This is a genomic window from Pseudoalteromonas sp. P1-11 (assembly GCF_001399995.1).
GTDB classification, from domain to species: Bacteria; Pseudomonadota; Gammaproteobacteria; order Enterobacterales; family Alteromonadaceae; genus Pseudoalteromonas; species Pseudoalteromonas atlantica.
Window position 1 is genome coordinate 71,855 of record NZ_LJSP01000013.1, and the last position, 24,061, is coordinate 95,915.

The window sequence follows — 24,061 nt, forward strand, 5'->3', positions numbered from 1 at the left end:
GCCCTTACCTACAATTTACATTAACTGTTGTGGTTTTATTTCGATATTAGCCGTATCAGAACTGACCCACACATCACCATCTTGAACGGTAATGGTAAGTTTTATATTGCGGTCAGCTAAATCTGCAAGTGTCTGAGTAGCGGCGTAATCAAGGCTAAAAATACTTAAGTTTTTAAAATCGTACAACTTAGGTTGATGTTTTTGCCACCAAATAGCTTGGTTGTTTTCGCCATAGGTATAAAGCACCACTTTTTTAGCTTTATTGCAGGCTTTTTTAAGACGCTTTTCATCTGGCAGGCCCAGCTCAATCCACAGCTCTATCTCTTCACTGTAGTTTACATGCCAAAGCTCAGGTTCATCGTCGGCACTTAAGCCTTTGGTAAACTCTAAGCCATCACAACTATTTAGTGCATAGGCTAATAAGCGAATCATCAAGCGTTGCTCGGTTTCAGAGGGATGCTGTGCCAACGTTAAATTAAAATCTTGGTACACGTGGCGGTCCATATCGCTTAACGATAATTGCGCTTTAATAATGGTAGATTTAAGAGCCATAATATCTAATCTAAAAAAATTTGCGCCAGTATAGCGCAATTAAATGAATTGCCAGTTAAAATAGCGTCAAATTATATGTTAGGAGTTAAAAATGGCTATCCAGTGGTTCCCTGGGCACATGAATAAAGCCCGTAATGAGATTAAAGAAATAATGCCGCAAATGGATGTGATCATTGAAGTGCTTGATGCACGCATTCCTTACAGTAGTGAAAACCCTATGGTAACTACGCTTCGTGAAGGCAAGCCGGTCATCAAAATTTTAAATAAGGCGGATTTAGCCGACCCTAAAATGACCCAAGCGTGGAAAGACTATTTTGAGCAAGAAAGTGGCGTAAAAGCGATTGCGTTTGGCCATGATAAAGCCGCTGAGGTGCACCGCATTAATGAGCTTTGTAAAAAATTGGTGCCACACAAAGTGGGCGCCGATAAGCAAATTAAAGCTATGATCATGGGTATTCCAAATGTGGGTAAATCGACGTTAATTAACGTATTAGCTGGGCGCATAGTTGCAAAAACGGGTAACGAGCCTGCGGTAACAAAAGCGCAGCAACGTATTAAGCTTGAAGACGGCATTATGCTTTACGACACACCAGGTATGCTGTGGCCTAAAGTAGAAAACGAGAACTCGGGTTATCGTTTAGGTGCCACTGGTGCAATACGTGATACAGCGCTTGAATACGAAGATGTGGCAAGTTATACCGCAGAGTATTTATTAAAAGCCTACCCAGAGCTTTTAAAAGCACGCTATAAAATAGATGAACTGCCAGAAAGTGACTGGGAATTTGTAGAAATGGCCGGTAAAAAGCGTGGTTGTATTCGTGGCGGTAACCAAATAGACACCTATAAAATGTCTGAAATACTGATTAACGAATTACGTGATGGGATTATCGGCCGTATTACCATGGAAACCCCAGCCATGCGTGAAGAAGAAGAAATTATGGTAGCTGGCTTACGCGCCGCTGCAGAGGCCAAAAAAGCCGCTAAAGAAGAAGAGAAAAAACAGCGCCGTGCACGTGCACGTAAAAACCGCCGTTAATATGTGAGTTTATGTGAGTATATTACTTACTAAATTACAGACATAAAAAAAGCCCGTAAGGGCTTTTTTAGTTTCATATCTACCGTCACCGATATGAGCAATGTAGCAAGTAAAATAGTAGGGCGGTTACTTATCATCAACATCAAGGGGCGTTGCGGTTCATAACAAGTAACCATAGCTGTTTACGTGCGCCACACGTTGTTTCAGGGTCGAGAAACAAATTAGTTCATTCCGTCACAAGTGGGTATGCATTCCCGTCTTGTTGATATTGATTATCAGTTAGATCTAATAAACTGTCAACACCTAAATGCAAATAATTCTTATTTTATTAAGTGCGTTTTTTATTCGCTTTTCAATGGTAATTACTCGTGTTGTTTTTTAGTCATTTAAGAATTTCATACATAATTCGAAAGCATCGAATACAGGAAAACCGAATCGAGTTGATTTCTTAAAAGGAGTTTTTTGCTCAATAAAGAGGCAATTAAATAGCTGTACTGAGGCGAAATATTTATATTTTTAAGTGTTTTTAATCAAAACTAACGTGCTAGCGGCAGATTAAAGCTACGGTAGTATTGGCAGGCCAGAGCGTTGTTACAAAATAATTAAGTAACTGAGTGCTCTTCAGATTACAAGAATAAAACATAATATTTTTAATGGGTTACATAATAATCAGTGCTATTTAACCAGTGCTTGATGTAAATCTAGAAAAATTTTATTGAATTGATTGCATTTTAAGCGACTTGTATGGTGATGTTCGCTTTAAGTAATGCTATACTCCCGCCGAATAATTTATCGACTTTATTAAGAGTAAAATAATGGCAGATTTATCGAAGTACAGAAACATTGGTATTTTCGCGCACGTTGATGCGGGTAAAACCACTACTACTGAGCGTATCCTGAAGCTTACAGGTACTATCCATAAAACAGGTGAGGTTCATGATGGTGAATCTACTACTGACTTCATGGATCAAGAAGCTGAGCGCGGTATTACTATCCAGTCTGCGGCAGTAAGCTGTTTCTGGAAAGATCACCGTTTCAACGTTATCGATACTCCTGGACACGTTGACTTCACAGTTGAAGTTTACCGTTCACTTAAAGTATTAGACGGCGGTGTTGGTGTATTCTGTGGTTCTGGTGGTGTTGAGCCACAATCAGAAACTAACTGGCGTTACGCTAACGAATCAGAAGTTGCACGTATTATCTTCGTAAACAAATTAGACCGTATGGGTGCTGATTTTTACCGTGTAACTGAGCAAGTACGTAAAGTACTTGGTGCTGTACCACTAGTTATGACTTTACCAATCGGTATTGAAGATGACTTCGTTGGTGTTGTAGACGTTCTTACTAAAAAAGCATACGTTTGGGATGACACTGGTCTTCCTGAAAACTACGAAATCACAGACGTTCCTGCAGACATGGTTGACAAAGTAGACGAATACCATGAAATGCTTATCGAAACTGCTGTAGAGCAAGACGATGACCTAATGGAAGCGTACATGGAAGGTGAAGTACCTTCTTTAGAAGATATCAAGCGTTGTATCCGTAAAGGTACTCGTGACCTTGCTTTCTTCCCTACATTCTGTGGTTCTGCATTCAAAAACAAAGGTGTTCAACTAGTACTTGACGCTGTTGTTGATTACTTACCATCTCCTACAGAAGTTGACCCTCAACCTCTTATGGATGAAGAAGGTAACGAAACTGGCGAGCATGCAATCGTATCTGCTGATGAGTCTTTTAAAGCATTAGCATTTAAGATCATGGATGACCGTTTTGGTGCATTAACATTCGTACGTATTTACTCAGGTAAACTTAACAAGGGTGACACTATCCTTAACTCGTTTACTGGTAAAACAGAGCGTGTTGGCCGTATGGTTGAGATGCAAGCTGACGAACGTAAAGAGCTAACTAGCGCACAAGCTGGTGACATCATTGCAATCGTAGGTATGAAAAACGTTCAAACTGGTCACACTCTATGTGATCCGAAAGACAAAGTAACTCTAGAGCCAATGGTATTCCCAACTCCAGTAATCTCGATTGCTGTACAGCCTAAAGATAAAGGCGGTAATGAGAAAATGGGTATTGCTATCGGTAAAATGGTTGCAGAAGATCCGTCTTTCCAAGTTGAGACTGATGAAGATTCAGGCGAAACTATCCTTAAAGGTATGGGTGAGCTTCACTTAGATATCAAAGTAGATATCCTTAAGCGTACTTACGGCGTAGACCTTATTGTTGGTCAACCACAGGTTGCTTACCGTGAAACTATCACTCGTGAAATCGAAGATAGCTACACGCATAAGAAACAATCTGGTGGTTCTGGTCAGTTCGGTAAAATTGATTACCGCATCAAGCCAGGCGAAGCGAATTCAGGCTTCACGTTCACTTCATCAGTTGTTGGTGGTAACGTACCGAAAGAATTCTGGCCTGCAGTTGAGAAAGGCTTCAAGTCAATGATGAACGAAGGTGTTCTAGCTGGCTTCCCAGTACTTGACGTTGAAGTAGAGCTTTTCGACGGTGGCTTCCACGCCGTGGATTCATCTGCAATCGCATTCGAAATCGCTGCTAAAGGCGCTTTCCGTCAATCGATCCCTAAAGCGGGCGCACAACTTCTTGAGCCAATCATGAAAGTTGACGTGTTCACTCCAGAAGATCACGTTGGTGACGTAATCGGTGACCTTAACCGTCGTCGTGGTATGCTAAGCGACCAAGAAGCTGGTTTAACTGGCGTTCGCATTAAAGCTGACGTTCCGTTATCAGAAATGTTTGGTTACATCGGTTCACTACGTACAATGACATCAGGTCGTGGTCAGTTCTCTATGGAGTTCTCACACTACGCAGCATGTCCACAAAACGTAGCTGACACTGTAATCGCTGCAGAAAAAGAGAAAAAAGCAGCTAAGTAATTAGCTCTGTAACTCTTTAAAAAAACCCGCACATGTTGCGGGTTTTTTATTGCCTACAGTTGTAGTTTTTTAGTATTGGGTTTGGCTTATTTAATAGTCTTATATGATTAGTTAATGAAGTGCCTTATTTATTAACTTATTATGCTTTAACGTAAGTTACTGTAATAGAAGTAGTATTTTTCATTGATTATAACTTGATGTATTTACTTAGACTTATTGCCGTGTGCAAGTGTCTACTGTAGAATACTGGCACTTTTAGATTAGTAATCTAAAAGTTGATAAGGAAGTCTCCGAAGAAGAGACGTTTACTATATTTCATTTTATATAAGACGTAAATTCATGAACTCGATAAAACTTACCCCTAACTGGCCGCTGCAATTTACAAAGTGTGCTGCGGTACTCGTACTTTTGTTTGTTATAAAAAGTGTGTTTGCAATTACTCTAAAAGCGGCTTTTCTATTATTATTACCGTTAATAGGAGTAATAATAATCTTTAATTTTATCCACCTTCGATTCTTACACTGTTACCAAGCAGGTATAAACTATACTCGCTTTATGCGCGAACAATATATAAATAGCGAAGAAATAAAGTCTATTTCATTTAAATCATTATTTATTTGTACCATATTTAAGGTTGAGCTAGAAAATGGTAAAAATCACCATTTTTATAATTGGCGATTATCAGCAGATGAAAAAGCGAATATAGTTAGGTTATATAAAAATAAGGTAGATTGTAAAGTCGACTATATTAGCTCATGCAGAGCGTGAGGTTAGCCTTTGTATAATTGGCATTTTATAAATAAAAAGGAGCAATCATGCTCCTTTTTGTATTTAGTGCGTGCCCATTGCGCTAATTAAACTTCTTAATTGCTTTAGCTCTTAGCGCTTTCATCTTTGGCAAGCGAGGCTTATTAAAGCTTTGTATTGGCATAACCACTAAATGCTCTTGTGGTAGGGCTGGCACCGTTTTAGGGTATTGCCCTGGCTCTGGTACCGAAATCTCTTTTAAATGCACTTTAAGGTTGTTTAGCATAGGGTCGTTATCAACTTCGCTAGGGCAAATAAATATTCCCATTTTACGCAGTTGCACACCTAACTTAATGCTACTGGTGTAGCGTATTATTGGCGCTCCAAGTAATAGACCAAGTAATATAGGCGATAACCACCAAAAGAACACTGGCGTAAAGTAATAGGCTGTAGCGCCCCATACTATGGCAACCAAGGTAGAAAATAGTGTGTAATTAAACGCTTCTTTCCACGGTACCATGCGGCCTTCGCGCGGTTGTGCATCCCACTTAACTTTTTTACCCAAAAATACACACACTACAAAGTAAGCATGAAACACCATCATAAGTGGTGCCACAATAATGGCAAATACAGTCTCTATTATTGAGCCTAATATTAATTTAAACGAGCCGCCAAAGCGCTTATTTCTGTGCACTAGCGTGACAATTACACCCATTAATTTAGGCACCAATAATATAATAATGGTTAAATAAAGTAGTGAATCAATTAAGTCTGTTTTAGCTATTTGCCACGTTGGGAATAACTGATAAACCCGATTAAAGTACACATCGCTATTTAATGCACGTGTTACCGCATCTATGGTGCTTAGTGCCAGCATAGATAACCAAATAAGCGATGAAATATAAGCGGTTGCGCCTAATAAAAAGTGAAACTTACTCATTAACTTTAATTTAGACGAGCCTAATAAACCAAGATGCTGAATGTTACCTTGAACCCAACGTCTGTCGCGTATGGCATAATCTAAAATGTTACTTGGTACTTCTTCGTAGCTACCTTCAATATCGCTAAGTAATAAAACATCCCAGCCTGCACTGTGCAGTAGTGAAGCTTCTACAAAGTCATGACTTAAAATTTCGCCACCAAAGGGGGCATTGCCTTCAAGCGTAGGTAAACCACAATAGTTAATAAATGCTTCAACACGAATAATGGCATTGTGGCCCCAATAATTAGCTTTGTCGGTTTGCCAAAAAGCAGACCCCGTTGCCAGCATTGGGCTGTAAAGCACAGAGGCAAATTGTAAAAAGCGACCAAAGTAGGTGTCTTGACGAACTGGAATAGGAATAGTTTGAATTAAACCAGCTTGCGGGTTGTTGATCATGCTTGTGGTCAGCTCTAGCATACATTTACCCGTCATTACGCTGTCGGCATCAAGTACAATCATGTGATCGTATTGGCTGCCCCAGCGCTCGCAAAAGTCGGTTAAGTTACCTACTTTACGGTGTGTGTTATCTTCGCGACGGCGATAGAAAACCTGTTTTGCAGTATCGCCTAAACGCTCACATAAAGCATGCCATGCGCTTAGCTCGTTTTGTGCTATTTCAGGGTCTTGCGTGTCGCTAAGTAAATAAAAGTCAAAATTGGCAAGTTGCCCAGTCTCTTTTAGCGATTGTAAGCTCACTTCAAAGCCGGCAATAACACGGTGCGTGTCTTCGTTATAAATAGGCATTACTACCGCAGTTTTTTGCTGTGCAAGCGCGGCATTGTCAAACTCAATAGGCTTAATGCGTCTTAGGGTGAGCGGGTCAATACGAAATAATTGCAGTACAAATCCTATCGTGCCGCTACAAAATGCCGTAACAATCCATGCAAAGGTTATTGAAAATAAAACCAATAGCGCGTATTCAAGCAAGGTCATTCCGTTTGAGCTTAAAATTTCAAACATAATGGAGATGCCGTACCCTGAAACAGTGAGTGCAGCAATAGCAAATAACCATACGCGCAGTGTTTTGAATGGCATTGGTGTGCCCTTTCCTTTATTACTTGATGTCATTTGGGTACCAAACATAGCTCCATACCTCACTAATTTCTTTATCACGAAGTTTTAACGATAAACGCATATCTACGGGTTGATCGTCCTGTGGTGCAATTTTAAACGCTACTCGCCAACCAAGAGATTTAGGAAGTTTTTGCACTGTTACATCTCTTACTTCACCTGTTGTTAGCTGAATGTCGGCTTCAAGAGTTAGCTTTTCAGACAGGTTGTTTAAATCGGGGCCTGCAAAGTCAACGGTAAACTGGCGATGGCTTTGCGGTGGTGGATTATCTTCACCTGGCAGCGCTGCGCTACCTATACGTGTGCGTGTTACACGCGCCTTTTGGTGTTGAGTTAAATGGGCGTTAAAGGTGCTCATTTTGTAGCTTAGCTTTAATGAATCACCAGCTTTCATTGGCTTTTCAGGCACCCAGTAACTCACTATATTGTCGTTCGTTTCTGTATCTGTTGGTATTTCTACTAGCTCAACTCGGCCATTTCCCCATTCACCTTTTGGCTCTATCCACAGGCTTGGACGGTCGTGGTAGTGCGCTTCAGTATCTAAGTAATTGTTAAAGTCACGGTCACGCTGTGCTAAACCAAACCCCTTAGGGTTGGTGTACGAAAACGACGTAACGCTTAACTGTGTTGGGTTGTTAAGCGGGCGCCATACCCATTTGTTATCAGCTGACTGTGTTAACAAGCCGTCTGAATCATGCACTTCTGGGCGGTAGTCATCAAAAAACTTAGTGCTGTTTTCACCGTGGTAAAACATACTTGTTAAAGGGGCTACGCCTAGCTTTTTAATATCTTTACGGGCAAAAATTTGCATATCAACATCAACTAACATGCTGGTTGTTGGGTCAATATCAAATTTGTAAGCGCCTGATACCGAAGGGCTATCAAGCAATGCAAAAATAGTGATGTTAGTTTGCTCAGCCTGGGGCTTAACAAGCCAAAACTCTTTAAACATAGGGAACTCTTCACCCGATGTTTCGGCGGTATCGATTGCTAATCCGCGTGCTGATAAACCATATACTTGATTAGGACCAACAACTCTAAAATAAGAGGCCCCTTGAAACACCATTACCTCATCTTTGTATTCGTTTGTGTTAATTGGGTAATGTAAGCGAAAGCCTGCATGGCCTAGTTGCGTGCCGGCTACGCTTTTTGCTATTTCGTCTTTTAAAGGGGCGGCTGTGCCATCGTATTGATAAAAATCAGTACTAAAAGGTAGGCGATTACGTTTTGAATCGCCTTCTACGGTATTAATTGTTACCGGTGTTTTATATAAAAAACCAGGGTGAAAGAGTTGTAGCTCATACAGGCCTTCATCTTTCCACACTGATTTATCCTGCTTAAATCGAATTGAGCGGTAATCTTGGTAATCAATATTATTTAATGCTTCTAGCTCTATATTTTTTGGAGGTGCATATTCTTGTTCGGCTAGTTTTTTAGCGCGGGCGCTTATTACTTCAAATAGGCTTTCTTGCGGAATTGCTGCATCAACACTTGCTGCTATTGCCTGCGTGCTATAGCCCCAGCCAGAAAAAATAAAAAGTAGACCCAATAATGGCGTTGCTTTTTTCTGCCAAGTAGGAGGTGTTTGGGTTAATTGTTTCATTTCCATTCCTTTATAAAAACACGACTTATTTTTACGCTTAGGGTTTGTTACTTAACTACTACACAAGGGTGACGAACTTATAGTGCAACTTTTAATCCGTAAATAAAGTGTTTACATTTCAACAGGTAAATTTATTAAAAAGGGTTTTAACTACGGCTTATGTGTAAAAAATACTCATTTAATGTATTTGTTGCGCGGCTAATTCTATTAATAGTTAATAAACGGTATGGAAGATATTAAGGGTTGTTTACTGAAGCTTGTCTGAATTACATTTTTATAAGCATAAAAAAAGCCGCAAAAATGCGGCTTTAAAACAAATCACTCGTTATTTTTTCTTAAATCTGCGCACTAATGAAAGTGGTGCTAATAAAAGAGATAACCAAAGCAATGAGCCAGAGTCGTTATCGTCATCACCACGTAGGTTGTTTACTCTTACTACAACCGTTTGTGCTTCAGATACGTTACCTACACTATCCTCTGCTTGTACTGTAAGGGTAATACGATTTTCAAACTCGTAATCTACTTCGCTTGCAACAATTAACTGACCTTGCTCGTTAATTGATACAGAATCGTTACCTGATACGATAAATTTAACCACAGGTGATACATCAGCGTTAGGGTCACTAAAATCAAGTGTACCAATCACAGTGCCTACAGCGCTGTTTTCATCTACTGTGAATATTTGATCAGGTGCAATTACCGGTGTTTGCTCTTCAGGGGTAAGTACTACTTCAGATTTTATATCAACAATCACAGGGTCGTGATCAGATGCACGGTATGGCCCTTCTGCGTATAGCGTAGATTGATGACCTTCGCTCTTAAACTCTAGGTTGTAATCAAGCACAATAGGCTCATCAGCATTGATATGCCAATCATTTGCTGCAACAACTTTGCTTAGTAAAGACTCGGTTGCTAAAGCATGGTCAAGGCTACCTGCACGGCCAGAGAAGCTATAAGAGTAGCTTAGTGTATCGCCATCAAGCTCTGCGACTACGTTTTTATAGCCTTTTTCATCAAACTTACGGATTGGATCTTCCATTGCATATGCGTTCATATCACCAACAAGAATGATATCTTCGTCATCTACGCCAGTAGGTTTGTTGTCTAACCAATCAGTAAACGCATCAGCAGCTTCGGTACGAATTTCATTCCAACAGCCTTGGCCATCACCTAGGTCGTCGTTGTTATCATCACCACAGCTCCCTTTAGATTTAAGGTGGGCTACAGAAACAGTAAATACTTCATCTGTTGAAAGTGACTTAAAGCTTTGTGCAATTGGTGCACGGTTGCTGTAATCAAACGGGTAATCAGTAGTAATAGCGGCTGTGCCTACTTCTTCTACTTTATCTGCGCGGTAAATAAGGGCTGTGGTGATTTCGTCGGTACCAATTTGGGCTACGTTAAAATCTACAAACGCGTAGTTGTTAGCGCTGTCAGCATCGTTTAATGCATTTACTAAACTTGCTATAGCACTGAACTCACCAAAGCCATCATTTTCAATTTCCATTAAGCCAACAACATCAGCTTGCATTGCACTAATAGCACTTACAAGTTTTGCTTCTTGACGTACAAACTCTTCTTCTGAGTCTGCACCACGGCTAGTAGGGAAACCACCGCCTTGGCCATCACCGTTAAAGTAGTTGAGTACGTTAAAGCTGGCGATTCGTAAATCGGCTTCTTCACTTTGCTCAGGCGCATCTTCACGCGCATTAGTCGCTATAAACTGTGGTGTAACTGTTGGGTGAATGCGATACGTGCTAAAGCTGTATGTAACTACCCCTGTTACCGCATTTACTGTATCGCCGGTACGTAGAGTATTTTCTGCCGATAGGCCTGGCGCTGGGTAAGCCGATGGATCTGAGTTTTGAGCTGTAGAGCCATCATCTAATAAGATTTTTTTAGTCAAGTTAGCCGCTTCAACAGCATTGGCTGCATCACCTGGCAATGCAACTTGAGTGCCTTGGTATAAACGCTCAGTGGCTAGTTCTACTTCACCATAGCGACCTAAGCCGTAGTTGTTAGTAACTACAAGTGTTTGATCTAGGCTTACTAGCATACCTTCATAAGCTTCTAGGTCAGCTTGGCTCTCTAAAGGTAAACTTATTGAGGTTGCAGAGGCCACTTCGTCAGTACCACATACAGCAATTTGTGTTACATCTGCTAGTTGTGTTGAATCATAGTATTCATCAACTGTGCCCTGTACGCGCACGTGGTCACCTACATTTACATCGGTATCAGTAAAGTAAACAAACAAACCTTCAGAGGTCGTTGGATCGTTATCTACATCTGCAGCAAGCGAGGTCACAAAGAAACCATCTAAGCCACCTTCACCTTGAAAATCGGCAGTGACAATACCTTCAATTTCAACAAGGGTATCTACTAACGGGCTTGCTTCACCAGAACCTTGCACAGCGCTAATTAGCGTTTTATCTGCGCCACATACAAGCGGTTCTAATGGTTCTGGCTCAGGGTCTGGCGCAGGAGCTGTACCACCATCGCCAGCATGCGAGCCTAAGCCATCAAAGGTGTCAATATCAAACTGTTCCCATTCATCGCTAGGATTAAAAGTTGCAGTTGAGTCAGTTCGACCCGTTGTGATGCTATTTTTTCTTCGTAAGGTTTTATTTTGAGTTTGTACGGTATCATCAGACCAAAAAGAGCCAGGATCAACACCCACTTGGCCAAAGCTATCAACTACCACACCATCTTTAGTTAAAACAAGGGCATCGTCACCGTTGTAGTAAGTTACTGTGCTGGTTTCATCTGCAATATCAAGAATGGCAGCGTCTGCACTAGGGTTTGAAATTATATAGGTGGTATTGGCAGCCAATGTGCCTGATAAATCAATTGAGTTACCTACCGAACTACTACCATTTGAATAAAGTCCTAAAGTATAACCTTCAAGAGAAAGCTCTGTATCAGCATTGTTATAAAGCTCAATCGCTTTATTGTTGCTGCTGCCTTCGATGTATTCAGAAATGATTAGATCGGCGGAGGCTGGTGCACTGAGGCTTGCTAATACAAGCGCCAGTGGCGTTATTTTCGTTTTTAACATTTTTTATTATTCCCGTGTATTTAAATCCCAAAATGGGACACCAGTTTAGGCAATCTAAATGACAAAAAGAATACAAATATGTTAATGATTGTAAAAAAATTAAGGCGGCGTACCGCCTTTGATAACATGTTTACTTATTTTGCAGCCATTGCGCGGCCTGCTTGGCAAAATACGTTAAAATACCATCCGCTCCGGCGCGTTTAAATGCCAGTAAAGATTCCATAATTGTGGCCTCTTCACTCAACCAGCCGTTATCGATTGCCGCTTTGTGCATTGCATATTCGCCACTGACCTGATATGCGAAAGTAGGTACACCAAACTCATCTTTAACACGACGAACAATATCAAGGTACGGCATACCGGGTTTCACCATCACCATGTCGGCGCCTTCTTGTAAATCAAGTGCCACTTCACGAATTGCTTCATCAGAGTTGGCAGGATCCATTTGATACGTTTTTTTGTCGGCCCCTTTCAAGTTACCTGCAGAGCCAACAGCGTCTCTAAACGGCCCGTAATAGCTAGAGGCATATTTAGCTGAGTAAGCCATTATGCGTGTGTGAATATGTCCATCTGCTTCAAGTGCTTCGCGAATAGCACCAATACGGCCATCCATCATGTCAGAGGGCGCAACCACATCTGCGCCTGCCTCGGCGTGAGAAAGCGCCTGCTTAACAAGAATTTCAGTGGTTATGTCATTAATTACATAACCTTCATCATCAATAATGCCGTCTTGGCCATGAGTAGTGAATGGGTCAAGGGCTACATCGGTAATAACCCCAAGCTCAGGAAAAGCTTCTTTTAAAGCACGAACAGTGCGTTGTGCTAAGCCATCTTCATTGTACGCTTCTTCGGCCATCAAAGATTTTTTGTCAGCAGGGGTTACCGGAAAAATAGCGACGGCAGGTACACCTAAATCTACAAGCTCTTTAGCTTCTTCAAGCAATAAATCAATTGATAAACGCTCAATTCCTGGCATTGATTCAATTGCTTCGCGGCGGTTTTTACCTTCAAGTACAAAGACCGGAAAAATTAAATCGTTTACCGATAGTTGGTTTTCGGCCATTAAACGGCGAGAAAAATCACTGCGGCGCATTCTACGCATGCGGGTATATGGGAAAAGGTCGAGTCCTGATTGGGCCATGTTACTAAGCTCCTACTGTGGAATTGGAAAACTAATTACTTGATTTCGGCCATGTTGTTTAGCGAAATAGAGCGCTTTATCTGCGTCGTCTGTAAATAGCTCAGGGTTACTAATATCGTTTACTACAGCGCTGTTTACGCCAGCACTAATGGTTACTTTTACGGATGTTCCGGCTACGTTTACGGTATTACTCTCTACGGCTTGGCGAATTTTTTCAGCAATATCAACAGCCCCCTCTTTTGGAGTGTTAGGTAGCAAAACAACAAACTCTTCGCCGCCGTAGCGAGCCACTTCATCCAACGGGCGTTTTAAATGCTGTTTTATAATGTCGGCTACAGCGCGTATTACTTGGTCGCCGGTTAAGTGCCCGTAGTTATCATTAACGCGTTTAAACCTGTCTATATCGAGCATAATCATACTCAAAGGCGTTTGTTCACGCCGAGAGCGACGCAGTTCCATCACTAATTTTTTATCAAAAAAGCGACGATTTTTAACGCCACTCAGCGCGTCTTCCATATTAAGTAGCTCAAGCTCGCGGTTTTTATCTTCTAGTTCACGCAAAGTGACTTGTAACTCAAAGGTGCGCTCATCAACTAACGACTCTAATTCTTTTTGTGTTTGGGCTTGCAGCGCGAGTCGCTCATTTAATAGTGTATCTTGGGCTGCATTTTCAGCAATCAAGGTTTGTTGAGCAATAACTTGCTCATCACGCTCTAAAATAAAGCGCTTCATAACGCCATAGCATAGGCAAAATGTACTACCAAAAAAGCATATAAAAACAAAAGCTAAGCTACTTCTACCTAAAGGGTATAAGCCAAATACAGCAACAGTAAGGTACACCATAACAAGTAAAAATAGCATGAGTGCAATTAGCAGTGCTTGAATTGGTTTTGAAGGCGCATTTTGCTGGCAGATGTAGGCGCTTACCAAGCAATAAATAATAACAATCGGGCTCGCCAGTAAGCTAAATGGGGTAAACACTGTGCTAGGTAAAGCCCACATAAACAGCAGGCTAATTGCGTAAATATTAGCAACAATGGTTTGCCATTTTAGTAGTTTAGAGGCTTTAGGTTGGCACAGTTGTTTTTGTAGCGGCACAAAAGCGAGCGTAGTGAGCATTAGTAAAACAGGTATCATTACTTGCTGTAATGAAGGCGAATTTGGATGAAAATAACGAGCGCCAAAACCGCATAAATAAGCCAGAAGCACACCTAAGGTCAGCGTAATAATGCCTGCATAAGCAAAATACAGCTTGCGCGAAAACCCATACAAAACCAAGCAACTTATGGCCAGTGAAAATAAAAAACCAATGAGTAAGCCATAAATTAAATTAAGCTTACCTTTATGCGCTAGGTAGACATCTGGTTGCCATAAAGTCAGCGGGATGCGCAGCCCAGCACTGTTGTTAACCTTCATTATTACGGTGCTAATACTATTTGCCGGCAGCCTCAAGGTTACTAATAAAGATTCACTTTTTATTAGCCGTGATGAGAGCTTAAAGTTATCGCCAGTTTGCGTGTGTGAGAGCAGTGCTGAATTATAAAAATGAAAAATCTGCGCTTCATTTAACAGCGGGTTATCGAGCGATAAAATAGGGCTTATATTGTTATTTAAGGTATTTTTAACTGTAAACTTGACCCATACAGGGCGTTGTTCAAACCCTAAATTTAATGGCTTATCACTTACTGTTTGCCAGTCGTTAACCTCATGGTAGGCATTGTTTGCTGTGGTGGGCGTAAACGAATAGCTCAGGGTGTCTATTTTTATTGATTTAAAATTTTCAGAAATTACGGGGTTTGCAACACTGCAAAATGAACAAAGGAGCATAAATAGGCTAAATAGCGCCTTTGGGCTTGTCATTAGCGACCTGCTATATCAAATAAGCTATAAAAGTTAGCCGTACTATGGGTGGCAATAGTACTTGGTTCAACGTTATAAAGCTTAGCGAGTGTTTCACACACATAGCTAAGATAGGCGGGCTCATTTTTACGTGATTTTGGTTTAGGGGTTATTGTGCGTGGAATTAAAAAAGGCGCATCGGTTTCTATTAATAACCGCTCAAGCGGGATACTTGGCACCAATTGTTGCAATGCTTTACCGCGGCGCTCGTCACACACCCACCCAGTAATGCCAATATAAAGGCCTAATTCTAAATAATCTTTAAGTGCTTGGGCATTGCCTGTAAAGCAATGCAGCACACCACGTACGTTATAGTTAGCCAAAATATTTAGCATATCTTCGCTTGCGTCACGTTCGTGTAAATAAACAGGTAGGTTTAGTTTTTCAGCTAACGCTAACTGGCGTTTTAATACGCTGCGCTGAATATCGCGAGGAGAAAAATCGCGATTATAATCAAGCCCACACTCACCAATGGCCACAACGCAATCGTTACTAGCAAGCTGCGTTAAAGTGGTTTCAAGTTCATCGGTGGCGTCTTTAGCGTCATGTGGATGCACGCCAGCAGTAGAAAACTGATTATATTGTTTTGCTAATGTAAGCGATTGTTCGCTACTAGGCACATCGCAGCCGATCAGTAACATAGCTTGCACGCCCGCGGCATTTGCGCGGGCAATAATGGCCTGATGCTCACCTTCAAACTGGTGATTGGTTAAATTAACGCCTGCATCAACTAACGTGTAGGTCATTACTGAGTGCGCTTCACACGGATTGAGCGGTTTTGACCATCTTTACGAAGTAAAAAAGAATTAAATACACCGCGGCTAATAACTACTGTATCTGACTCTTTTAATTTGAGACTGTCAGAGCCAATTTGACGCCATTGCTGATCGTTATCAAGGGTAATAATGAGCTCGCCATAAGGGGCTTTTCTAACTGATGATACTAATGCTGTGATATTTTCGTCTTTATCTTTAGTGATCTCTTTATGCTCAAGGCCAAAATCATCTGCTTTAGCAGCAGGCGCTGCTTTAGAAACAGCTGCAACAGGTGCACTTACGTTTGGCGATACATTGGTTACGGCTTTTGGTGGGGTAAGGGTTTTTTTCTCACTAGGTTTAGTAAGCGGTTTACCTGCCACTGTGTTGTCATAACATAGTAAACGGTTAAAGTCGTTTTCAATAAAGCTACATGCTTGCAAAGCTTGCACGTTAATTTCTTGCGCTGCAAACGTCGGTGCGCTTAGTAAAACCAGTAGTGAGAGTAGTTGTTTTTTCATTTTATTCCTCAGATTCCTGTTGTTCTTTAGCGCTATAAAATTTCGCTAAAATTAACCCTAGCTCAAATAAAAGCAGCATAGGAAGTGCTAATAGTGTTTGTGATAACACATCGGGCGGTGTTAAAAACATCGCCACAACAAATACACCAACCACAATATAAGGGCGTTTTTGCTTTAAACTCTGCGTGGTTGTAGCGCCACTCCAACATAGCAACATTATGGCTACGGGTATTTCAAACGCCACACCAAATGCAAAAAATAGCTTAAGTACAAATCCTAAATAGCTACTAATATCCGGTGCTAGGGTCATCATTTGCGGCCCTACACTAGTAAAAAAGCCTAATATAATAGGGAGCACTATAAAGTAGCAAAAAGCGATACCGCCATAAAATAGCAAAATACTCGAGGCCAAAATTGGCATTAGCATGCGTTTTTCGTGTTGGTATAAGCCAGGTGCTATAAATCCCCAAATTTGATGCAATATCCACGGAATAGCGCCAAACAAGGCAACAAATAGCGTTAGCTTAAACGGTGCAAAAAACGGTGCCGTAACATCGGTAGCTATCATAGTGGCAGTGCTTGGTAAATGTGCGACTAAAGGGGCGGCTACAAACTCATATATATCATTGGCAAAATACACTAGGCCAATAAATATCACTAAAATACTAAAAAGTGATTTAATAAGTCGATCGCGCAGCTCAATTAAGTGAGCGACGAACCCTGATTTAGCTTGTTCAGACATTATTTTTTATACCACGTAATAAGTTGACCACAAATAGGGGAATTAATTTCACTTTTTTTCATCGAGTTGTTCGTTAGATGACGTGCTTGAAGTGTTTTTATAGCTATGAGTAACCGACTGCGCTGCTTTTTGCAGTTCATCAACCGATTGTTGTAGCTCAGGGCTTAAATCTTTAAGCTCTTGTTGCTCTGCTTTTTTTAGGTTTTCGTGAAGCTCGTGTATGCGTAGCTCTTCACTCACTTCTGCTTTAACTGAGTTGGCCATCGACTTAACGGTTTTTACCCAGCGCATTACGGTGCGAATGGCAACCGGTAACCGCTCAGGGCCAAGTACCACTAGGCCAACAATAAAAACAACAACGAGCTCCCACATTCCCATATTGCTTAAACCTTAGTATCGTCTTTGGTTTTTTCAGTGCTTTGTGTCTGTGTTGGCGCTGCTTTTTGAGACTCTTGGATTTGCTCAGCTTTTTCGCTTTCAGTCTCTTTAGTTTGATCATCAGACATGGCTTTTTTAAACCCTTTTACTGCACCGCCTAAATCACCACCCATGCCGCGTAGTTTTTTAGTACCAAAAAGAAGTACGATAATCGCTAAAACAATCAATAATTGCCAAATACTAATGCCACCTAAACCCATGGTTATCTCCAACTGATAAATGCTTAAATGTTTATTTTAAGTACTAATTATACGCCGTGTGGCATAAATAGCACTTAGTTTATGTGTTACGCCACGCCACAATAAAGCTAATTGCAGACGCTGCTAATGTTACGCCTGCCGCTATGAGGTCGTGCTGCAGATAACACAGTGCCGATACAATCAGTGTAGCACTGCCAAATAGGCTAAGTACTAGCGCTTTGTGTGACACTTTACTTGGCTGAGAATGCTGCATTTGCGGACTACGTTTTAAATTTTGATAAATTAAATCAGGTAGTTCTGGCATTTTTTCAGCCCAAAATGGCAAGTTAGCATACATTTGTTTCATTACTGATAACGGTCCAACTTGTTGTTTTACCCAATCTTCTAAAAATGGCTTAGCGGTTTTCCACAAATCAAGCTGAGGATAAAGCTGACGCCCTAAGCCCTCAACGTATAATAACGTTTTTTGTAATAATACTAACTGCGGCTGTACTTGCATGTTAAAGCGGCGTGCGGTGTTAAATAAATTAACGAGTACATGGCCAAACGATATCTCAGCCAGTGGCTTATTAAATATAGGTTCGCACACGGTACGAATTGCAAATTCAAACTCTTCTATGCTGGTATCAGGTGGAACCCAGCCCGAGTCAACATGTAGCTGAGCAACTTGGCGGTAGTCACGATTAAAAAAGGCGATAAAGTTTTCAGCGAGATAGCGTTTATCTTCTTTGTTTAATGTGCCAACAATGCCACAGTCGATACCAATATACATGGGGTTTTCAGGGTGCTCGCGAGAGACAAATATATTGCCAGGGTGCATATCAGCGTGAAAAAAACTGTCTCTAAATACTTGGGTAAAAAACACTTCTACACCGCGTTCAGCGAGTAATTTCATATTGGTATTCTGCGCAATTAACGACTCAGTATCTGAGACCGGAATTCCGTAAATACGCTCCATAACCAAAACGTTACTGCGGCTATAATCGCTATAAACAGCCGGGATATATAACGAATCAGAGCCTTCAAAGTTACGCTTAAGTTGTATGCCATTTGCGCCTTCGCGCATTAAATCGAGCTCATCTAGCAAGGTTTTTTTATACTCTTTGACCACTTCGACAGGGCGTAACCTTTTTGCTTCGCTGTGTACATTGGCAAGTACTTTAGCGAGCTTTTCCATAAGTGCTAAGTCGGCATTAATTTGTGTTTTTATATTTGGCCTAATCACTTTTATAACAACATCTTGGGTATTGTTATGGGCATCAACTAGCTTAGCAGTATGCACTTGTGCAATAGACGCTGAGGCCAATGGGGTTTGCGAAAACTCACTAAATAACTGGTTTATATCGCTAATTTCGAGCGCTTTTTCAATTATTTTTTGGGCAAGTTCGCCTTCAAAGGGCTCGACTTGGTCTTGCAAAAAAGCAAGCTCTAACGCAATGTCGTGAGGAAGTAAGTCTCGGCGGGTAGAAAGCATTTGGCCAAACTTAATCCACACAGGGCCAAGCTCTTGCAAGGCTAAGCGCAGTCGCAAGCCCGCTGGCTTATTTTTGTGCTGGTTACGTAACCAAAACAAGCTACCACGCGCAATTTTAGCGTACCAAGGTATTTTTTGTTTTGGTATTAACTCATCTAATCCGTAGCTAAGTAATGTTTTAGTGATGTAATACAATCGAGCAGTCGACACAAAAAATCCTTAGCGGCTGTTGGTGTTAGAAGAGTTGATTAATGCATTTATGCGTTGTTCAATAGCGGCCACTTGTCCTTTTAGCACTCGGTTTTGTTGTTTAAATTGTTCAAGCTCTAAAGGGTGAATAGTTACAGCGAGCTCATCTTGGCATAGGCTGGTTAATGTGGTGCTAATTTGCTGACGCGCTTTACGCTCTTTACTGCGTAAAGCGTTTAGCTGTATGTAAAGTTGTTGTGCGGGCGCATCGCCAATATAATGCGATAGTTGCTCAGGCCAATCTATATCTAGCCCAGAAAATGCGGCGCTGTATGCCTGAGCGACGTTTAAGTCGCCTTGCAGGTCTAGCTTATCTTGACGAATGAGCTGTGTAAGCATGGCTGGGTCTTTAAGCGCCATAAGAGTATCTATATCTGCGCTGATCATACACTCTGCGCTATTTTCATCGCTGGCACTGTAAAGGTGTAATAGTTTACCATCAAAGGTTAATACTATTTGCTGCTGCCAATTGCGGATTTCGACCTTTAATGGTTTGTGCTTAACGGCACTGAGCTTATCTATTAAGGTGGCGTCGAGTTGCAGTACCTTATTAAGCACTCGCTCTATAAGCGAAAGTACAAAATTAGGTAACATAAAAAACTGCGAATCGGGTTTTGCTGCGACCACTTGCTCGCTTTTTTGCTCAAACGCCATAACTGCCTGCCTTAATATTTAAAACCACGGTGCAGTGCAACAATACCACCGGTTAGGTTTTGATACGTTGTTTGTTCAAAGCCTGCTTCTTCCATCATTGCTTTTAAGGTTTCTTGGTCTGGGTGCATACGAATCGACTCAGCTAAGTATTGGTATGACTCGCTATCGTTCGCTACTACTTTACCCATAGTTGGTAATAGATTGAACGAGTAAAAATCGTACGCTTTACTTAAAATTTCATGCTCAGGTTTGGAAAACTCTAATACTAATAAACGTCCACCTGGCTTTAAAATACGGTACATAGAGCGCAGGGCTTTGTCTTTATCGGTTACATTACGTAGGCCAAAGGCAATCGTGATCACATCAAAGCTGTTATCTGGAAATGGCAGCATTTCGGCATTCATTTGCACGTAGTCGATATTGCCAACTAAACCCAGGTTGTGCAGCTTTTCACGGCCCACTTTTAACATTGATGAGTTAATATCGCCTAGAACTACTTGGCCGGTGTCACCGACTAACTGGCTAAATTTTGCTGTTAGGTCGCCAGTGCCGCCTGCTAAATCAAGGACGTGGTGGCCTTTGCGCACACCTGAGCTGGCTATAGTTTGACGTTTCCATAATCGATGTACACCAAAAGACATTAAATCGTTCATTACATCGTACTTTGCTGCAACCGAGTGAAATACGTCTGCAACCATTGAGGCTTTATCGTTTTCGGCTACGGTTTTATAGCCAAAATGCGTGGTCTTTTGCTCTGTTTCGTTCATGGTTAGTCTCTATCGTGGCAATAAAGACTAGTGTACTTGATTGTATACTGCAGGTGCAATTTGAATATGATTTATCAGGTAATTTAGCGTAAAACCTAGTGGCCAGCTGTAAAGCTACTTTGCCCCAGTGAGCGTGCTTTAAATGCCGCTTGCGAGGCTTTTTTAGCTAACTGGTTAAAGTCATCATTTTTGAGTTGCTGCGCTATGCCTAAAGATAAGTTAATGCCAGGCAGCTTAGTGCCGCTTTTTGAGCTAACAAAACGAAGCTTTTCTACGCCATTACGCACTTTTTCAGCAATAACATTAGCGGTTTCGGGGTCTATATCTGGCAGTAATACGGTAAATTGGTCCTTTGCTGTGCGCCCAGGTAAACCACTTTGAAAAACATATTTTTTTACTTGTTTAGCTACTTTGTTCAAAATAACTTCGCCAATTATATCGCCGTAATTATCTACAAAATGATCTAAATTATCTATTTGAATAGCAATTGCGCAAATTGATTTGTCTTGGTTGCTCCATAGTTGGGTTTGCTGCGTTAAATAATGACGTTTATACAGCCCCGTTTGTGAGTCAATAATGTGCTGCTTACGTAATTGCGCCAGCTGTTTTTGGGTTTTTTCGTGTAACTTTTTAGCTTTATATAGCTCGTGTTTAAAGTGCTTGTGTTGCTCAAGTAACGTGGCTGATTGCGTGTTTAACGTATCGAGTGCTTGGCGGCTTTGCTCTATATTATTCTCATCAAGCGTGTGCATGCACTCACTTACTTGGCCGGCAAAGCTAACAATTTGTTTTTCGGTTGATTGCGCATTGCGCGACAGTGAATCAATAACCCCATTTACGTTATTAATCATTGCCACTTGCGTGGTATGCCCTTCGTTTAAAAACTCAAAGTAGAGCTGCTCAATCAAAATACTATCAATTTGGGCTTTATTAGTAATGGCCTCGTCTATGGCGTTATTTAGCTGAGGATTTACTTTACTAATATAGGTATAGGCAACTTGGTAATTTAACGGAGAGGGAGGCAGCGTATGACGTTCTAAAAACAGGCATACATTCGTCATTTTTTCTTGAGCTACAGCCATGGAATCATGGAACATCATTTTAACTACCAACTAAGTACGCATTAAATTACACATTAAAATAACTCTTCAATGAGGCGGCAATGCATCCAAGCTTTATTATTTTTTTACTACAATAATCGTTAAGCAGGCTATTTAAAAGTAAAAACCAGTATTAGTGAACTTAATTTTTTACTTTTGCTGCCTAATAGCTGATTTTATCATCAAAGAGCACGTATTTAGCTTAATTTAGGCGGGTTCAGCTTATTTTACGCGCTCCAATTAAGCGTGTGTTATTGAGATTAATCGCATTTATCTTGCTATTTACTCAGCCTACGATAGTTTTGTGAAATCTATTGTATGGTTAAGTAAAACTAAAATGAATTATTCCTTACCCCCGCGAATTTGCCGCACACTGCTTGTGCTATCACTTTTTGGCACGCTAAGCGCATGTACATTAACAAGCCCCAACGCAAACACACAATTTGAACAAGTGGCGCAAAGTATTGTTGATTACCGCAAACGTGTTAATCCCTACACTCAGCCTGAAGGGGTTGATGGCTATTTATTACCTAATTTATCGGCTGAATTTTTAAAGCGGCAATATGAGGAAAAAACAGCATTATTAAGTCGTTTAGATGCAATTGATAGCGATGAGCTTTCAAGTGAAAACAGTATTAACCTCAGTATTATTCGTGCGCAAGTACAAAATAGTGTTGATGAATATGTATTTAATGCGCACTACATGCCGCTAACTTCTGAGTATGGGTTCCATTCTAGCTTGTCTTATATGATTAATAGTTCGCAGTACAAGCAACCGCAACAGTTAGAAACGTATTTAGCCCGCCTTGAACAAGTGCCGCGCTTTTTTGAGCAAAACATACATTGGATGAAAAAGGGGCTCGAAACGGGACTTACTCAACCACAAGCGGTATTAGCCGGGTATGAAGACTCAATAAGCGCATACATAGTAGATGATGTAACGCAGTCAGACTTTTACACCCCTTTTAAAACGAACACGGCAGGGCTAAGTGAAAACGACTTTAAAGCGATACAGCAAAAAGCTAAACGCATCATAAAAAATGATGTTATTGCCTCTTACAAAGCGTATTTAACATTTTTTACTACGCAATATCAGCCAGGTGCACGCACTACGATTGGTATTTCGCAAACCCCTAATGGCAAGGCATTTTATAAAAACCGCGCACAGTATTACACCACCACAAATATGAGCATTGATGAAATACATCAGCTGGGGTTATCTGAAGTGGCGCGTATCCGCAGTGAAATGCAGGAAATAATTAAAGAAGTAGGCTTTGAAGGCTCGTTTGCCGATTTTATCCACTTTTTACGTACCGATCCGCAATTTTACGCCACCACTCCAGAGCAGCTATTAAAAAAAGCTGCTTATATAGCTAAAAAAATGGACGCGCAGCTGCCTAAGTTATTTCATACACTGCCACGTATGCCCTATGGCGTTGCACCTGTACCTGCAAATATAGCCCCTAAATATACAACCGGTCGCTATGTTGGCTCAAGCCGAAGCGATCAAGCAGGTTATTATTGGGTAAATACATATGCGCTAGATAAGCGCCCATTGTATGTATTAGAGGCGCTAACCTTACACGAAGCCGTACCGGGGCATCATTTACAAATATCGCTTAATGCAGAGCTTGAAAACTTACCAAGCTACCGACGTGATGCCTACCTTTCGGCTTTTGGTGAAGGGTGGGGGCTTTATTCTGAATACTTAGGTATAGAAGCAGGCTTTTACCAAGACCCATACAGCCGATTTGGCCGTTTAACCTATGAAATGTGGCGTGCAGCTCGTTTAGTGGTTGATACAGGTATGCACATGTACGGTTGGAGCCGCGAGCGCGCTATGAACTTTATGAGCGAAAACACAGCGCTTTCCTTACACAATGTTAAAACCGAAACCGACCGCTATATTTCGTGGCCGGGGCAAGCTTTGTCGTACAAAATTGGCGAGCTGACTATCAAGCGTTTACGCGCAGAGGCCGAGCAAGCGCTTGGGCCACGTTTTGATATTCGTGAGTTTCATCATCAAGTATTGCGTCATGGTTCTGTGCCGTTATCAGTGCTTGAAGAGCAAGTTCGTTTGTATATAAAAGCTGAGCTTGAAAACACGCAAAGCTAATTATCTAAAGGTATAAACCTTGAACAACGAAAGGTGTTGTGTCATTTTGACGCAACACC

The 24,061-nt window shown here is 41.1% G+C and carries 19 protein-coding genes; 4 read left to right on the forward strand and 15 right to left on the reverse strand.

From position 1 onward, the window contains the following. Positions 1-15: 15 nt before the first annotated feature. The gene (locus tag AN390_RS16835; protein WP_055255466.1) at positions 16-552 is read right to left on the reverse strand and encodes a YaeQ family protein; all 537 of its coding nucleotides are present in this window, start codon (positions 550-552) and stop codon (positions 16-18) included. Between the two features lie 91 nt (positions 553-643). Here AN390_RS16835 and ylqF point away from each other — a divergent pair, with 91 nt between their 5' ends. The 3 genes from ylqF to AN390_RS16850 all read left to right on the forward strand — a co-directional run bounded on the left by ylqF (position 644) and on the right by AN390_RS16850 (position 5,256). Further along, a complete protein-coding gene (gene ylqF, locus AN390_RS16840) occupies positions 644-1,588 on the forward strand; it encodes a ribosome biogenesis GTPase YlqF (protein ID WP_054983594.1) in 945 nt (314 codons plus the stop codon). Positions 1,589-2,403: 815 nt separating this feature from the next. Next, positions 2,404-4,488, forward strand: coding sequence for an elongation factor G (gene fusA, locus AN390_RS16845; RefSeq protein ID WP_024033968.1), 2,085 nt, complete (start codon positions 2,404-2,406; stop codon positions 4,486-4,488). A 339-nt stretch (positions 4,489-4,827) separates the two neighbouring features. Further along, positions 4,828-5,256: a hypothetical protein gene (locus AN390_RS16850; RefSeq protein ID WP_055255446.1), complete on the forward strand. Its 429-nt coding sequence runs from the start codon at positions 4,828-4,830 to the stop codon at positions 5,254-5,256. Between the two features lie 82 nt (positions 5,257-5,338). Here the strand turns inward: AN390_RS16850 and mdoH are convergent, their stop codons facing one another. From mdoH to AN390_RS16920, 14 genes are all read right to left on the reverse strand, one after another. Continuing rightward, on the reverse strand, positions 5,339-7,300 hold the full coding sequence (gene mdoH, locus AN390_RS16855) for a glucans biosynthesis glucosyltransferase MdoH (protein ID WP_055255447.1): 1,962 nt from the start codon (positions 7,298-7,300) through the stop codon (positions 5,339-5,341). Continuing rightward, a complete protein-coding gene (locus AN390_RS16860) occupies positions 7,272-8,891 on the reverse strand; it encodes a glucan biosynthesis protein (protein ID WP_054983610.1) in 1,620 nt (539 codons plus the stop codon). Before AN390_RS16860 ends, mdoH begins: the two co-directional genes overlap by 29 nt. A 325-nt stretch (positions 8,892-9,216) precedes the next feature. Next, complete coding sequence (locus tag AN390_RS16865) at positions 9,217-11,946, reverse strand: ExeM/NucH family extracellular endonuclease (RefSeq protein WP_055255448.1); 2,730 nt, start codon at positions 11,944-11,946, stop codon at positions 9,217-9,219. 130 nt (positions 11,947-12,076) lie between these two features. Next, entirely contained in the window at positions 12,077-13,087 is a 1,011-nt protein-coding gene (gene hemB / locus AN390_RS16870; protein WP_004587469.1) for a porphobilinogen synthase, read from the reverse strand. 12 nt (positions 13,088-13,099) lie between these two features. Further along, positions 13,100-14,947: a diguanylate cyclase gene (locus AN390_RS16875; RefSeq protein ID WP_055255449.1), complete on the reverse strand. Its 1,848-nt coding sequence runs from the start codon at positions 14,945-14,947 to the stop codon at positions 13,100-13,102. After that, positions 14,947-15,732 (reverse strand): TatD family hydrolase, encoded by a 786-nt coding sequence (locus AN390_RS16880; RefSeq protein ID WP_055255450.1) that lies wholly within the window; start codon positions 15,730-15,732, stop codon positions 14,947-14,949. Before AN390_RS16880 ends, AN390_RS16875 begins: the two co-directional genes overlap by 1 nt. Continuing rightward, positions 15,732-16,262, reverse strand: coding sequence for a hypothetical protein (locus AN390_RS16885; RefSeq protein ID WP_054983614.1), 531 nt, complete (start codon positions 16,260-16,262; stop codon positions 15,732-15,734). Before AN390_RS16885 ends, AN390_RS16880 begins: the two co-directional genes overlap by 1 nt. A 1-nt stretch (position 16,263) precedes the next feature. Beyond that, entirely contained in the window at positions 16,264-17,004 is a 741-nt protein-coding gene (gene tatC / locus AN390_RS16890; protein ID WP_004587473.1) for a twin-arginine translocase subunit TatC, read from the reverse strand. A 48-nt stretch (positions 17,005-17,052) separates the two neighbouring features. Continuing rightward, the gene (gene tatB, locus AN390_RS16895) at positions 17,053-17,376 is read right to left on the reverse strand and encodes a Sec-independent protein translocase protein TatB (RefSeq protein WP_232423994.1); all 324 of its coding nucleotides are present in this window, start codon (positions 17,374-17,376) and stop codon (positions 17,053-17,055) included. Positions 17,377-17,387: 11 nt separating this feature from the next. Beyond that, complete coding sequence (gene tatA / locus AN390_RS16900; RefSeq protein ID WP_004587475.1) at positions 17,388-17,642, reverse strand: Sec-independent protein translocase subunit TatA; 255 nt, start codon at positions 17,640-17,642, stop codon at positions 17,388-17,390. A 79-nt stretch (positions 17,643-17,721) separates the two neighbouring features. Continuing rightward, positions 17,722-19,326: a ubiquinone biosynthesis regulatory protein kinase UbiB gene (gene ubiB, locus AN390_RS16905; protein WP_029772890.1), complete on the reverse strand. Its 1,605-nt coding sequence runs from the start codon at positions 19,324-19,326 to the stop codon at positions 17,722-17,724. A 9-nt stretch (positions 19,327-19,335) separates the two neighbouring features. Next, positions 19,336-20,019: an SCP2 domain-containing protein gene (locus tag AN390_RS16910; RefSeq protein WP_055255451.1), complete on the reverse strand. Its 684-nt coding sequence runs from the start codon at positions 20,017-20,019 to the stop codon at positions 19,336-19,338. 11 nt (positions 20,020-20,030) lie between these two features. After that, positions 20,031-20,786 (reverse strand): bifunctional demethylmenaquinone methyltransferase/2-methoxy-6-polyprenyl-1,4-benzoquinol methylase UbiE, encoded by a 756-nt coding sequence (ubiE, locus tag AN390_RS16915; RefSeq protein ID WP_004587478.1) that lies wholly within the window; start codon positions 20,784-20,786, stop codon positions 20,031-20,033. A 95-nt stretch (positions 20,787-20,881) separates the two neighbouring features. Beyond that, positions 20,882-21,868, reverse strand: coding sequence for a GGDEF domain-containing protein (locus AN390_RS16920; RefSeq protein WP_055255452.1), 987 nt, complete (start codon positions 21,866-21,868; stop codon positions 20,882-20,884). 355 nt (positions 21,869-22,223) lie between these two features. Here AN390_RS16920 and AN390_RS16925 point away from each other — a divergent pair, with 355 nt between their 5' ends. Then, positions 22,224-24,002 (forward strand): DUF885 family protein, encoded by a 1,779-nt coding sequence (locus AN390_RS16925; protein WP_055255467.1) that lies wholly within the window; start codon positions 22,224-22,226, stop codon positions 24,000-24,002. Positions 24,003-24,061 lie beyond the last annotated feature (59 nt).